This window comes from Clostridium sp. C8-1-8 (assembly GCF_009928445.1).
Taxonomy (GTDB): Bacteria; Bacillota; Clostridia; order Clostridiales; family Clostridiaceae; genus Clostridium_AR.
This window is the reverse complement of the sequence record NZ_JAABNO010000035.1, coordinates 39,627-53,868: the sequence shown is the minus strand read 5'-3', so window position 1 is coordinate 53,868 and position 14,242 is coordinate 39,627. Positions and strand designations below refer to the sequence as shown.

General features: G+C 30.8%; 11 protein-coding genes. 5 read left to right on the top strand and 6 right to left on the bottom strand.

Going from position 1 to position 14,242, the window contains the following annotated elements; translation table 11 throughout:
• Window positions 1-38 precede the first annotated feature (38 nt).
• On the top strand, window positions 39-227 hold the full coding sequence (locus GXK57_RS23180) for a MerR family DNA-binding transcriptional regulator (protein ID WP_347709111.1): 189 nt from the start codon (window positions 39-41) through the stop codon (window positions 225-227).
• A 48-nt stretch (window positions 228-275) separates the two neighbouring features.
• On the opposite strand, the gene GXK57_RS23175 is transcribed toward GXK57_RS23180, so the two are convergent.
• From GXK57_RS23175 to GXK57_RS23155, 5 genes are all read right to left on the bottom strand, one after another.
• Window positions 276-1,073, bottom strand: a complete 798-nt coding sequence (locus GXK57_RS23175) for an EFR1 family ferrodoxin (RefSeq protein WP_160680386.1) — start codon at window positions 1,071-1,073, stop codon at window positions 276-278.
• Window positions 1,074-1,144: 71 nt separating this feature from the next.
• On the bottom strand, window positions 1,145-1,546 hold the full coding sequence (locus GXK57_RS23170) for a MerR family transcriptional regulator (protein WP_160680385.1): 402 nt from the start codon (window positions 1,544-1,546) through the stop codon (window positions 1,145-1,147).
• 429 nt (window positions 1,547-1,975) lie between these two features.
• Window positions 1,976-3,388 carry a HEPN domain-containing protein gene (locus tag GXK57_RS23165; protein ID WP_160680384.1) on the bottom strand — a complete coding sequence of 471 codons (1,413 nt, stop codon included), beginning with the start codon at window positions 3,386-3,388 and terminating at the stop codon, window positions 1,976-1,978.
• 437 nt (window positions 3,389-3,825) lie between these two features.
• Entirely contained in the window at window positions 3,826-5,193 is a 1,368-nt protein-coding gene (gene dnaB / locus GXK57_RS23160; RefSeq protein WP_160680383.1) for a replicative DNA helicase, read from the bottom strand.
• Between the two features lie 217 nt (window positions 5,194-5,410).
• Complete coding sequence (locus GXK57_RS23155) at window positions 5,411-7,345, bottom strand: hypothetical protein (protein WP_160680382.1); 1,935 nt, start codon at window positions 7,343-7,345, stop codon at window positions 5,411-5,413.
• Window positions 7,346-7,903: 558 nt separating this feature from the next.
• Between GXK57_RS23155 and GXK57_RS23150 the strand changes: the two genes are divergently transcribed.
• The 4 genes from GXK57_RS23150 (at window position 7,904) to GXK57_RS23135 (ending at window position 12,461) form a co-directional block, all read left to right on the top strand.
• The gene (locus GXK57_RS23150; protein ID WP_160680381.1) at window positions 7,904-8,314 is read left to right on the top strand and encodes a VOC family protein; all 411 of its coding nucleotides are present in this window, start codon (window positions 7,904-7,906) and stop codon (window positions 8,312-8,314) included.
• Between the two features lie 140 nt (window positions 8,315-8,454).
• Window positions 8,455-8,934, top strand: a complete 480-nt coding sequence (locus GXK57_RS23145; protein WP_202127776.1) for a DUF4240 domain-containing protein — start codon at window positions 8,455-8,457, stop codon at window positions 8,932-8,934.
• A 564-nt stretch (window positions 8,935-9,498) separates the two neighbouring features.
• Window positions 9,499-11,484 (top strand): RICIN domain-containing protein, encoded by a 1,986-nt coding sequence (locus GXK57_RS23140; RefSeq protein ID WP_243156495.1) that lies wholly within the window; start codon window positions 9,499-9,501, stop codon window positions 11,482-11,484.
• 650 nt (window positions 11,485-12,134) lie between these two features.
• Window positions 12,135-12,461, top strand: coding sequence for a hypothetical protein (locus GXK57_RS23135; RefSeq protein WP_160680379.1), 327 nt, complete (start codon window positions 12,135-12,137; stop codon window positions 12,459-12,461).
• A gap of 245 nt (window positions 12,462-12,706) precedes the next feature.
• Here the strand turns inward: GXK57_RS23135 and GXK57_RS23130 are convergent, their stop codons facing one another.
• Window positions 12,707-13,267 (bottom strand): hypothetical protein, encoded by a 561-nt coding sequence (locus tag GXK57_RS23130; protein ID WP_160680378.1) that lies wholly within the window; start codon window positions 13,265-13,267, stop codon window positions 12,707-12,709.
• Between the last annotated feature and the right edge of the window lie 975 nt (window positions 13,268-14,242).

The following is a 14,242-nucleotide window of genomic DNA, read 5'->3' as shown; positions in this document are numbered from 1 at the left end:
ATATAGCATCTCCTTCATGACCACTTAATTTCAACAATATTATTAAACATAGCCTAAATGAAATAGCAAACCTTACAGGCATTACCGTTGGCTCCCTGCATTGTTATGATGAAATAGGTTTATTTAAGCCATCAGATACATCACAATCAGGATACAGGCTTTATAGTGATATTGAAATGTTAAAGCAAATACTATTTTGGACAGGGGGACGGTGCTTTTGTCCCTAAGGGATACTGTTCCCCTGAATTATACTCAATTCATTTATTATTTATTTCTTACAAATCACTGTTTAGAATTTTATTTTTCAAATCCATATCCTCTATAGATACTTCCGGATGATGATATTGAGCTCTTTTATTCAACATTTTTCCGCCCTTCACTGCTTTATTAGGGCACCAATGAAAACAAGCTAAACAAGTTGAACAATTCTTTCCCCAATGTGATCTTTTATTTACCATTTTTATATTATTTAAATGGCATACTTTTTCACATATTCCACACCCCACACACTGGGACGTATATGAAACATTTTTAGGGGTTAAATATAAGTACTTTCCCATAGATTTACAAATAGCACTTACTGTACGACTCTTAAGGCTATCTTTACCTTCAATATTATTTATACTTCTATTATTAATATTAATAGAAATTTCAGTAGCTTTTGCCTTATAATTGTTTAGCCTTTCAATTTCGATATTGTGTGGAGTTACAAGTGCATTGCCAGGCATGTAAATAACAAAGCCTGAAGACAATGCTTTTCCCTTTCTATCTAAATATTTATTTAATTCAACTAAGCTTGCACCAGAAATTCCGTTGCATGTTGCAACAGCAAAAATATATGGATCAGTTTTAAATGTTAACTTTTTTATAAATGACTTAACTATATCTGGAATATTCATAAAATGAACTGGAAGTACAAATCCTAATACATCTGTGTCTATTTCTACAGATTCTTCATTTGTAAATATTGATAATGGAATTATACTTCCTTTATCACTGAATTTATAATTAGGTTCTTTTGCAACAGCTAAGGAATTTCCTGTTCCAGAAAAATAAAAAATTTTCGAACTCATACTTAACACCTCTTATTATAATTTTAGTTAATTATAATCCTTGTACTTAAGTACAGAGTCAAGCAGTTTTATTATTTTCCTGAATTATTATTAAATGCATTAGCTAAGGGACATTCATGCGGTTGATATAAATGCTCTTTGATATCCTTGAGATTTTCCTCTACACTTTTAAGTTCTATAATCTTATTACTAATTTCCACAAGTTTTTCATTAATTAATTCTTCTATATAATTTAAATCTATATTTGCACCATTAACAACTGAAAATAAATTTCTTATCTGTTCTAAGCTAAAGCCTGCACTCTTAGCACTCTTAATAAACCTAATGATAGTTAATATATCTTCTGAATAAAGCCTGTACCCCTTTGAAGTTCTATTAGGAATCGGAATCAGCTTATTCTTTTCATAATATCTTAGTGTCTCCATATTAATACCAGCGATTTTAGCAATTTCGCCTCTTAAATAATACTTCATATTATTTTCCTTCATTCATACCTTTTTATTCAAAACACTTTTCCTCTAAATCACTATTTATCCTATAATTGTATATTATAATATTTTTTATAAATATCATATATTAATATCATTTTACTAGCTTACTTATAATATCTTGTTTTTACTTGTTAAAATAGCGTCAACCAAGTAGTATCAATGATTAATGATAAAAAACCTCACTTGCTACTGATACGTTTCACCGTATCAGTAGCAAGTGAGGTTTATAAATTTTATTCTTTTGTATATATTCTACATACATATGGTATAACTCTAAAGTAATATTTATTGGTCTTGATGTTTAAATTAAAAGCAAACAAAAATATTAACATCCTTCTTTGTTCATATTCATCTAAAACAAAATAAATATTCTAAGTATTTCTTAGTGCTGATGCACTAAGCATTTCATATTTATTTATTATTTCCATTTTTATTTGCATATTTAATAATCGAAAGAGTTTCAGAAATCCTCCCCCACCTCTCATTTAATTTTTCTTTTATCTTTAATGTATTAAAAAAACCCAATTCTATAAGAATATAGTACTCTAATATGTAAAGTAAGCTTCTATTATATATAGATAGTTCACTTTCTGTTAAAATTCCACCTCTTTCTTTAATGGATTCATCATAATGTATATAATAATTTCTAGTATTAGCAATAACATTAGGAAAATCATAATATTCAATATCTCCTGTATCGAAATGTATTTGAAATTCAGCTAATAATAAATCTGCCAGTCTACTTTCTAATGTAATGAACTTATAAGAATTTGCCATCAAGAAAGTTACATCCTTTTCAACCCATTCTTTAGGTCTATTCTTTAAAATTACTGTTTTTATTCTTTTTCTAAATTCATTTAAATTATTTGTTTTAAAGCGAGAATGATATGTTTCTAATGCTTGAACTATATTTAAGAAGACTCGTCTACTAGAAATTGTTTTAGAGTGTATGATTTCTAAATATAATTCTATCACGGGTTCAAAAAGTTCATACTTAAAAAAATACTTTGAAAAACTATCGTTATCAATTAATTCGGAAAGATTAATCCATTTCCTGATTTCTACATAATCATCTTTGCTCTCCTCATTATTTAAATCACAACTAATAATTTCAATTGGTCTTTCTACTTTATCTTTATCATAAATATCATAAACTTTACTTGAAAGTCCTGTTAATTTGCTTGGACTTATATTTCTTAATGTAGAAATTTCAATTAATCTTTTTATCTTATTAAATATTTCTACAAACTTGTAAATAGGTTCTTCATTTTTAAATGTAATCTCTATATTACCATTTTGATTTAGAACTATCTTTTCTTTTAAAATATCAGAAGGAATAACTGGTAACATACTATTACCCACCCAATATTCGACAACAAATTCATCATTTTTATAAACTTCTTTTTTCACATCATCATTATGTGACAATTCAAAATTATCGCTAATCTTATATGCAGAAATTCCTCCCCATGGTAATATATTGGTCACTCTAAAATTTATTCTAATCAGTTCTAGATTTTTATCCTCTTTTCCTCCTACACCTTTAAACAAATATTTACAACTGTAAGTATAAACACTTCTCCCTTCCGATATATTATTACTCATCCTTTGCCTTTCAGAATTCATTAGTGAAAACTTAAATCCTGTGCTAAGCTCTCCTGCTAAGAAATCAATATTAATAGGTAAAGCACAAAAACTGGCTAATGCTTCTTTTATACTGATATTTATTAATATGCCACCTTCATTTTCATTTATATAAAGATCACATCTATACTCTTGTTCATTGAAGTATACCTTACCACTTCCTATATAATTTAATTCCATTTTTACACCTAAACCTTTTCATTAAATTAACTTGAATAATTAACTCTACATTTGTTCGCTTTTGCTAACTCTATTATATATTCCCAAGGGTCATATAACCTATATAATATTATAACATATTTTGTAAATACACTCTTTTGCTTATAGTACGGTTAATCCTTTATCATTCTAAACCTCCTCACAAATAAGAATAGGAAACCCATAGGCATTTTTATCTATGGGTTTCTATGGTGAATGCGAGGAGTTCTTAACTCCTATAAGCAAAAATTCAACTTATTAGTGGTAAGTTTAGCCTAAATAATCACTCTGAAATCATGTCGCTATATCTCTATAATTAAGCGAACCTATCCTCATTAACTTGGCACAGAAGCTCCCTCTACAAGTCCTTAACTCCCTGCCAAAATTCCTGTGACATAAGCTCCGTCCCCCTGTCCCTGTCAGTTCAAATAATTCTTGTACTGTTCCACTCTGCTATCTGCGGCAATCTCCCCAAACTTCTGGCTCGAACACATCCAGACAAATTTTGTACTGCCAACTTGTCCATTTCTGTTCTTGCTTATTATTACTTCAGCTATATTTTTTGCCTCTGAATCTTTACTAGATGATTTGTTAGAGCCTCTGTTATAGTATTCCTCTCTATAGAGAAACATTATTACATCTGCATCCTGCTCTAAAGATCCAGAATCTCTCAAGTCTCCAAGCTGTGGTCTGTGATCTGCTCTTTGTTCTGGAGCTCTAGAAAGCTGAGACAAAGCTATTACCGTTATATCAAGCTCCTTTGCCATATTCTTTAATGCTGCAGATACCTTGCTCACCTCCTGCTCCCTTGAGTAGGTTTTCTCCTTAAGTCTTACAAGCTGGATATAATCAATAATAACCACATCTAGCCCTCTTAAGAATTTTAACTTTTTGCATTTTGACTTTATCTCATTTACATCTAAGGCTGCAGAATCATCTATCTGAATATCTTTTTTATAAAGTCTAGAGGTAGCACTTACAAGCTTTACCCACTCATTGTCCTTTAGGCTTCCAGTTCTTACACTAGTCAAATCTAGCCGAGAAGCTGAGGCTAGCATTCTATGAGATAGTTGCTCCTTGCTCATTTCTAAGCTAAAAATAGCCACTTGTGCATGCTCCGATACATTACTTGCTAGGTTAAGGGCAAAAGCTGTCTTACCCATAGAAGGCCTAGCTGCTAAAATTATAAAATCTGTTTTTTGAAAACCACTTAGATATTTATCCAGATTGTTAAAGCCTGTTGATATACCTATTAAACCTCCACCCTTTCCATAGTTTTCTTCAATATTTATCATAGAATCCTCAATACAGCTTCCTAGAGTTTCAAAGCTCTTAGCATTACTATAGTTTATGTTAAATATGGAATTCTCCGCTTTTACAAACAACTCACTGGCATCAACCTTATCCTTGTACGCCTCTTCCAACACTTTATTAGAAGCAACTATAAAATTGCGTTTAATAGACTTATCCTTCACAATTGCAGCATACTCCAAGATATTCTTTGAAGTCATGTAACCTTCCTTAAGCTCCATCAGATAAGACACTCCACCAATTTTAGTTAACATATCCATTCCCTTTAGCTCCTCAGCTACAGTAATCACATCAATACTCTTATTCTTTTTGTACATGTTTAAAACACTGGCAAATATAAATTGATGAGCTCCTTGGTAAAAATCCGCATCCTCCAAAACACCTATTAATTCATCCATATTACCATATTCAAGTATCCAGCCAAGTACCGCCTGCTCTGCATGTACAGATCTTGGTAGTGATCTTAATATCTCCATAATTCCCCTCCCAAAGTAAAGCATTCTATATCCAAAGTTAATTTATGCATATCCTAAAATCCTAGCTTCTCCCTACAACAAGCCACGTACAGCCAAAAGTCTAGTATTAATTAACTACTCTGTACAAAGCTTGTCCCACCTACTTGCAAGATTTATATTATCAAGTTCTTCTTTCATAACGGAGAAACCTTTGTAAATAGACCTGTTACTTAAGTGATTAACCTCCAACTAGATAATTACTCATATTAGTGCTTACGTAATCTATATTTATTTTATTTAAATGTTTATACTTTTCCTTGAACATAGAGTTAGTATAAATACTAATGCTATTGTGATTCATGTTATTTTGATCTATATCTCTATTACTAATTTTGTTATTATTTTTATTCCTGTCATGATTAATTTTTTTATTATTTATCTTGTTATTACTTTCATTTCTATTACCATTAATTCTTTTATCATTGCAATTATCATTGTTATTATTTCTAATGGTGCTATCATTATTGCTATTATCATTTCTATTTTTGTTATTGCTATTATTATAGTTTCTATTATCATCATTCTTATAGCTTGTACCATTACTCACGTTGGTTTTATTAAATATATTACTTCTACAACTTATACTAACCCGATCACTTATATTGGTTTTATCATTTATATTAAGTTTATTACTCTTATCACTTATATTAGTTTCATTATTTATATTAAGCTTATTACTTATATTACTTATATTAGCTTTATTAGTTTTATTAGTTTTATTAAAAGAATTATAAATAAAAGAATCATTTGTTCCCACTTTCCATCCGTCTTCTGTAGGATTTTCCTCCTGATGCCTTATGGATAATAATCCGTCAGCAAAAGACAATTCTTTCAATTGTTTCGATTCCTTCTCTTCTCTCGCTTCTCTAGTTTCCTTTGAATCTTCTAATTTTTCTAACTCCTCCACACCTTTAGCTTTCTCTATCTCAATATTGAACTTTGACATATATTTTCCTATTAAGCTTTCTAAATCTCCTGTCGCTTTAGGTGTTTGTTCTTTAAAATTTTCTCTTAACAGCTTGATTTTCTCCTCATAATCGAAATCTTCTAAAACACTAATATCCGCTATTAGCTTAGGCTCACTGGCTTCTTCATCCAGCTTAAGCTCTTCATCATACATTTGAAAATCCTCTGTCCAATAATCTTTGTCATCAATTCCTAAAGATCTTATATTCTCCGCCACATTAAAGAAATCAAAGTCCTCGGTCTTCTCAGGCAATTCATAAAGTTCTTTATGCTTAAGCATCTCCATTAGCTTAGAATCATCTATGAGCTGAGCCTCACTCAAACTGCTACGTTTCTCTATTTCACTGAACTTTTCAAAGGTTACACCACAAGCTGCTAAGTTCTTAGGCTTAAGCTCCCTCTCATATTGAACTTCAGTAATATTATCTTGCATGTATCCTTCTTCAGCTCTACCAAAGTTATATGCTGATTCGGTTCCAATATCATTAACTAACTGAGCTTCCTCAAAGCTTTCAAAGTCTCCAAAAGCCTTAAGCTTTTCATACTCCTCATAGCTATCCCATTCTTCGTAACTATTCCATTCCTCCTGATTACTCAATTCCTCATATTGGTCTATCTCCGAAGCTACATACAAATCATCACACTGATTGTCTTCATAATTATTACTCTGATAATTATTTTCTTTATAAAAATCACCTTTATAATCATTACCTTGAGAACTATTTTCCTCACAATTACCACCCTCATGCTGATTAGATTCAGGCAGGTTAAGTCCATTAAAATTCTTTTTCATTTCATCATTGTCTTTGCACTTATACTGGTAAAGTAACTCCTCATATCCCTCCCCTAAGGTATAATAAGAGTATTTTCCATTGTTAATCACAGTTTTATGCTTCAAGATGCTTAGCTGAACAAGCTTCTTAAATCTTCTATATACACTGTCCACATTATTTAGCTTTAAAATAGGATACTGGTTAATAATGCCTTCATATTTCACCCAATAATATATTTCCTTATCAATAATCTCACTTCTCATCTTCAAGGAGTCCATAAAATCTACAAAATATCTCAGTATTGCAGCATCCTTTATATCAAGCCCAAGTTCCATAAGCTTATCCTGCTTAAATCCCATAATTGAATACTTCATCAATATTCCTCCAGTTAAAGCTCTTTTTTTCACTTTTTAGTATATTCGTATTATATGCGACTTTTGGAATTATTTGGTGATTTTAATTAATTTGTAAGAAATCTTTAATAATCTTAATAATTTTGAAATTAGGTTTCAGATTTAAGTGCTATATCTTTAAATACAACTATTCCATGTGAATGAATAATAATTTACAATATATATTGACTATAACTATCCATAGATGTATGGCTTCATATAGTTTATATTTTCAACTGCCCCTCTTAGCAGCTAGAGTCATTCTGAAAATAGATTTCACGTTGGGTTATTGCATCTTTATAGAATTCTTAACTCAACTATTAAGTTATACTTATTCTATAATCCCCATAACTAGCCATTGTAGAATAGCTATAACTTAAGTTTCCATGATAGGGTTACAAGATCAAACTTTAAGTTATGAGTTTTACTTGCAATAGATTTTGCAAAACTTTAACGGCGAGTATAACTTAAGCTTCCAGCTGTGAACCCTATAAAACTTTTATACTAAATAACTAAAAAATTAAGAAATGGAGAAAACTTATGAGTATTAAAAAGGTACATCACATATGCATTCAAACAGAAAAGTACAAGGAATCCCTAGATTTTTATACAACAATCTTAGGCTTTCAGATAGTTAACGAAACTCCAAACTTCCATGGGAGATCCTTTAATACTTGGTTAAAGCTTAACGATTTTATGATTGAACTTCAAACTCCTAAGGAAGGCACTAACTTTAATAAATGGAGTTCTTTAAATGCAGGTCCAGTCCACCTGGCATTTATGGTTGATGATGTTGAAGCAGAATATGAAAGAATTAAGACACTTGGCTATAACGATTTTAAGCTTAAAAATGGAGAGGTAGTTTATAAGGTTTTAGGAGAAGCTCTCCTTAAAATAAAAGCTCCAGAAGGTACTGAAATAGAGCTTCGTGCTACTGATATTGTAAGTTGAATTTAATATCTTTCAAATAATTATGTAGATAGAAATAACTATTTAGATAGAAATAATTTAGATTTGCAAACTGATTTTTATTGTATTCCAATAGATAAAAACTAGTATCACAATATTAACTAAGAAGGAAGGAGTCCTCTATGTTAAAGAATATAAACAATAAACCTATGGATGAAAATGAATTTTGGAATATAATATCCATGTTGGATTGGAGATACTCTGGCGATGATGAAAAAGTACTAAAAAGAGCAATCAATTACTTATCTAAAAAGCCCAATGAAGACATTTTTGCCTTTTATGATATCCTATCAAAGCTTCTCTACGATTTGGATGGGATTCAATATGCAAAGAATATAGGAGAAGATTCATATATAAATGAAGATGAACCTTTCTCCGAAGACCTATTTTTATATGCTCGGTGCGTAGTTGTTGCAAACGGCAAAGAGTTATACTATGAAGTTCTTAATACCCCCAGTAATATGCCAAGAGATTTAGAGTTTGAATCGCTTTTATACATTGCTCCCGAAGCTTATGAAAAAAAGAATGCTAGTGATTTTGAATATGTATCTAAGTATGATTTTGAAACCTTTAGTAATAAGCATAAATGGATGACTCACTAGTCATAACGGATAGTGACTCTTATTCATATGAAAAGGGTAATTTTTTAATAAATTAAGTTTCCATATAGGGACTCTTTATTGAGTTCCTAATTTAATAATACAGTTTAAATAAAGTGTCCAATGCTCTGATGCTTTAGCAACACACTTTTAAAATCAAATCTCTAACGCTTATCTAATAAAAGCCAAATATTAATTCAAGTCCTCATTCTAGTTTTACTTTATTTTTTATTAAAATAAATAATTAACTTTTATCTAAATAATAAACATCTTTTTAAAATATCGTTAATATAATTCTATATCTTTACAATTTTGTATCTTATGAGTTATAATTATCGTAAAGTTTACAATTTATTGAATTTCATTTATTTTTATATTATTTAATAAATTGATAAACTAATTTATATTTTTTAAGGTGGTGATTATATAGGCTTAAAAATTTAAGAAACATTTTATAATTTAACTTCTCAAAAAAATAAATAGGAGGGAAAGATATAATTTTTATATCGAATAATGATGAAAAGTAAAGTAAAGAAAATTACGTCATTTATTTTAGGTCTATCCTTGATGTTTGTACTTCAATTTGTTCAACTCCCAATTAACCTATTTAACAATACATTCACAGCTTCAGCTGCAGTACTATCCACTTCAAGAGTCTCAGTTCACGATCCATCCATTGTAAAAGCCAATGGTAAGTACTATCTTTTCGGCTCTCATAGAGCAGATGCAGTATCATCAAACCTAACTTCCTGGAATTACTTTCAAACTAATATAAATAATGACTATGCAAAAATATTTTCTGTTGGAGGCAAGTGGGCTTCTCACGGAAGCAGCACTTATGACATTACAGGTAACCTTTGGGCACCTGATGTTATCTACAATCCAACCATGAAAAAATGGTGTATGTACATGAGTGTTAATGGAGATAAGTTCTACTCCTCTATCGCTCTTGCAACTGCTGACAATATAGAAGGACCCTACACTTACGCTGGAACAATAGTATATTCTGGCTTTGTTAATGCTTCTCAAGCTAGTGAAACCGACTACAAGACCGTTACTGGCACAACTACCTTAGATAGCAGATATTTGTCCAATGGAGCTTGGAATTCTTCTTATGGTCCTAATGCCATAGATCCTTGCGTATTGTACGATAAAGACGGAAATCTATGGATGTCTTACGGCTCCTGGTTTGGCGGAATCTTTATGCTAAAATTAAATAATTCTACTGGCTTAAGAGATTATTCTTACACTTACCAAACCACTACAAATGCCTCTGACAAATACTTTGGCACAAAAGTCTCTGGCGGCTACGGAACCTCTGGTGAAGGTTCCTACATCGTATATGACAAGACTTCAGGCTATTACTATCTATACGAATCTTACTGTGGACTTGATGCGACAGATAACTTCAGTGGATACCACATTCGTCTATTCAGATCAAAAAATATTACTGGGCCTTATGTAGATGCAAGAGGTAATGGTGCTATATGTACAAGTGCCAGTGATGACAAGTCCACTAAAGGTATAAAGCTCTTTGGTAACTACTATTTCTCATCTTTAAGTTCTGTTGCAAGTACCGAGCTTAGTTCGAAGGGTTATATGTCTGGTGGTCATAACTCTGCGCTAATTGATGACTCTGGTCAAAGATATCTGGTTTATCATACAAGATTTAACAACGGCACTGAAGGGCATCAAATTAGAGTTCATCAACAATTTCTAAATGAAGACGGCTGGCCAGTAACAGCAGTATATGAATATCTAGGAAGTACAATAACCTCTTCTGGTTACTCCAGCAGTGATATTGTTGGTACCTATGAATTTGTAGACCATGGCTTAAGTGCAACCACTGCTTACACCGGTATGCTTAAAACCTCTAAGGTTTCCTTAAATTCTGACGGAACTATTACTGGAGATTATATTGGAACCTGGAAAGAGACCTCTGGTTCATATTATTGCACCATGGTAATAGGAGGCGTTACTTACAAAGGAGTATTCTTCAAGCAATATGATGAGTCCTCAGCTCATAACAACACTATGACCTTCTCTTTGATAGGTTCCAACGACGAGTCTATCTGGGGTTCAAAGGTTTCAAGCTCCACCATAACTACTCCAAAGCTAGATGGCACCTACTATATCAAAAACTCCTTAAGCGGCTTGTATGTAGACATTACTAATGGGGCCTCTGCAGACGGAACCAATGTACAACAATGGAACCTTTTAAAATTAGATTCACAAAAATTCAAATTAGTATCTGATAGTGACGGCTACTACTCTATCTTGACCGCTGCTTCTAACTATAAAAGCTGTATAGATGTCAACAATGGCTCTGCTGCTGATGGTACAAACATTGACGAATGGAACTACTGGGGTGGCAATATGCAAAAATTCAAAATCGTAAAGACTCCCGATAATAAATATGTCTTTTTAACAAAGTGCTCAAATTTTAGCTCTTGCATGGACCTTTATAACATGAGCAAAGATCCTGGCGCAAATATTTGCCAGTGGAGCTACTGGAGCGGCGCCGGCCAGCTCTGGGAACTAGTAGCAGCTTAGAACAAGAAAAAAGTCACTGATGCTTCAGTGGCTTTTTTCTGCTAATCATGTAAAAACATATTATAAAAGCAAAGACTATACTAAAATCTAAAAAAGTGAAAATCAGTCATTCTAATATATGAAAACCTGACCTTGAAACTATAAAGTCTAACTATAATAATCATATAGCTAAAATAGTAGAAAATATCTATGAGGTTCAGTAACAATTCTTAATATATAAATTGTAATAAGTTTTACTAATAGCTGTATTAAATTAATGAAGCTATAGTAATTTGAGATATGAAATGAATTATTTATGTTTTAATATAATGTTGATTTTTAACAACCCTAACTTTACAACATATCAGTAATTAGCCATTGTTAAAATATGTCTTACTTGAATCAATTCAATAACAGTAACTTCACGCCATACTGAATATCCACTTCTTTTTGAAACAGCGCAATGAATTAAATAGTACTTACATATAATATCTAAAACCCTTTACTCTCAGGAAAGTTAAGTAGATAATATTGAAATTAATATCTTTGTATACATACTCTATTGAGATTAAATTTATTGTGTATAGGCTCTATTGAAATTAATGGTTTAATAGGTATAATATTAATTATAATACAAGAAATAACTGACACTAGAAAGGTGGACTACCGATATGAATAGAGAAACAATTCTTAATATCTTAGCTCTTATAATTTTAATAATGGGATTTGTAAATATAATTATGGCTTTCTTTATACCTTCAAAATTAGTCAACTCAGACAAATACAAACTAAATGGCAAAACTTATATAATAAAAGACAAGCCAGGCTTCATAAAACATAATCAGAAGGTTTATGGATTGTTCGGCATAGTATGTAGCATAATTTCTATGGTTACATTATTTAAAATAGGTGATTTTACTTTCTTTGCTGTAGGAGTAAGCTTCACCGTTGCTTTTCTTGGCCTAATAAACTCTATATCAATAAAGAAGTTTGCTTAACTTAATAGCTAAAAAAGGTATTAAAACATCCTAGTAAGACAATACAAGGCGCTTTACTGGGATTATTTTATTTAAAGTTTTATGCTTTCCATAATCTCATTAGCCAAAGTAATAGGATTTACTAAGCATTATCTATGGATATATTTATCTTCTATATATTATTAAATAGATAACCTAGATACATTTCTATAATTAGTTTATTAAGCCTTGCCAACAGGTAGCTTTCAGATCTCTTTCAATTATAATCAGCCTATAAGAATTCCTGCTCCAGTATAAATGTATGGAGTATCTCTATTTAAAGTTATTTTTCTATTAGCTTCAACACTAAAGTCTTCCCATATCACATTATCAAATTCATTACCATATAACGCCAATGAGTCTAGCATCTTTAAGGTATCTTCTTCATATTTAATTAGTATATAATGCAAATCTAACTGATCCTTTTCATAGGTACACAGAATAATTGCATACTTATTTTCCCATGACTTTACCTTATCTAGAACATCCATATGTAACCAAGATATGTTAAGCCCCTTTGCAAGAGGTTCAAGAAAAGTATTTGGTAATCCGCATAAAGCTGAAGGCGAATTCCAATTATCACTTAATACCCTAACCATCTTTTCTGGATTAGAGTAATCTTCCAGCAAACCAATGGTATTAAAACCGATTTGTATTTTTCCATAAATATTATCAACAAAAGTTCTATCATTTATATGTTCGTCCTTATTATTCTCCCATAAATAATAAGCAATTGAATACGCCCCACAACACATACTTCCTCTAGGTTGGGAAACATATGGTTCCATAAAAAACACCTCTCATACTTTAATTAATATAATTATCTATATCAAACTCTTTCCATGACTAATTTCCGCTTGGCTTAGAAAACATAAGTTGCTTTTTTAGTTTCCGATATCGTCAGGTCTTCACATGTAGAATCACGGCTTTTATTCAATGAATTAATTTTCCAACCCTTTTTTGATGCAAACTTAAATTCCAATTTTATACATTAAATATATAGTAATTCAACTTTCTCTTTACTGCAAGATATAAAAACCCTAATTCGTGCTGTGATTGAGTTCTCTAAAGAATATATAAATTATTACTAGGAAAATATACTTAAAATTCCTGACTGCCTTCTGTATATACATTTTACTTTATATTGTTATGTGTTAAATAAATGTTGTTACTACTTTTACCCCTTAAAGTACATGCCTCATTAATTTAAAATCCTGATATACATTTACTATATAGATTGTATTTAATTCACTTTGCTCACCAACTGATTACATCTCTTAACTGCTCCCAGTATTCTTGCTTAAATAAATATTATTTGAATTTGTATATTAAGAAGTAACTCTAGACGTATTTTTCTCTGTTACCGCTACTAAAAAATGCCACCCACATTTTTTAAATACATTCCTATATAGTAGTGAAAATTAGTATGATCCACCTTAAAGGTTGTTTCATATAAATATCTAAATTCATCCACAGTGAAAATTCTTTTTGAGCTCAACAGCTTATCCAAAGTATAGTTAGAAAGCATTCCTTCCTCAACTATGCATATATGTTTTACTTCCTATTGGTATGTATTAAATAAATGTTGCTAGTGCTATGGATACCTAAAATACATTAATCTTTAGTCTAAAATTATGATAATATCCACTATATAAGTTCTATAGAAGCTCTATTTAATTTACTGCATAACTTAACTGATTACATTACTTAAGTTATCATAAAATTCTTACATAAATAATCTTATTGCAACCTATATATTCAAG

Excerpts from the sequence above, each read along its gene's own strand:
- GXK57_RS23175 (WP_160680386.1), bottom strand. The coding sequence starts at position 1,073 with ATGAGTTCGAAAATTTTTTATTTTTCTGGAACAGGAAATTCCTTAGCT.
- GXK57_RS23170 (WP_160680385.1), bottom strand. The coding sequence starts at position 1,546 with ATGAAGTATTATTTAAGAGGCGAAATTGCTAAAATCGCTGGTATTAAT.
- GXK57_RS23165 (WP_160680384.1), bottom strand. The coding sequence starts at position 3,388 with ATGGAATTAAATTATATAGGAAGTGGTAAGGTATACTTCAATGAACAA.
- dnaB (WP_160680383.1), bottom strand. The coding sequence starts at position 5,193 with ATGGAGATATTAAGATCACTACCAAGATCTGTACATGCAGAGCAGGCG.
- GXK57_RS23155 (WP_160680382.1), bottom strand. The coding sequence starts at position 7,345 with ATGAAGTATTCAATTATGGGATTTAAGCAGGATAAGCTTATGGAACTT.
- GXK57_RS23150 (WP_160680381.1), top strand. The coding sequence starts at position 7,904 with ATGAGTATTAAAAAGGTACATCACATATGCATTCAAACAGAAAAGTAC.
- GXK57_RS23145 (WP_202127776.1), top strand. The coding sequence starts at position 8,455 with ATGTTAAAGAATATAAACAATAAACCTATGGATGAAAATGAATTTTGG.
- GXK57_RS23140 (WP_243156495.1), top strand. The coding sequence starts at position 9,499 with ATGTTTGTACTTCAATTTGTTCAACTCCCAATTAACCTATTTAACAAT.
- GXK57_RS23135 (WP_160680379.1), top strand. The coding sequence starts at position 12,135 with ATGAATAGAGAAACAATTCTTAATATCTTAGCTCTTATAATTTTAATA.
- GXK57_RS23130 (WP_160680378.1), bottom strand. The coding sequence starts at position 13,267 with ATGGAACCATATGTTTCCCAACCTAGAGGAAGTATGTGTTGTGGGGCG.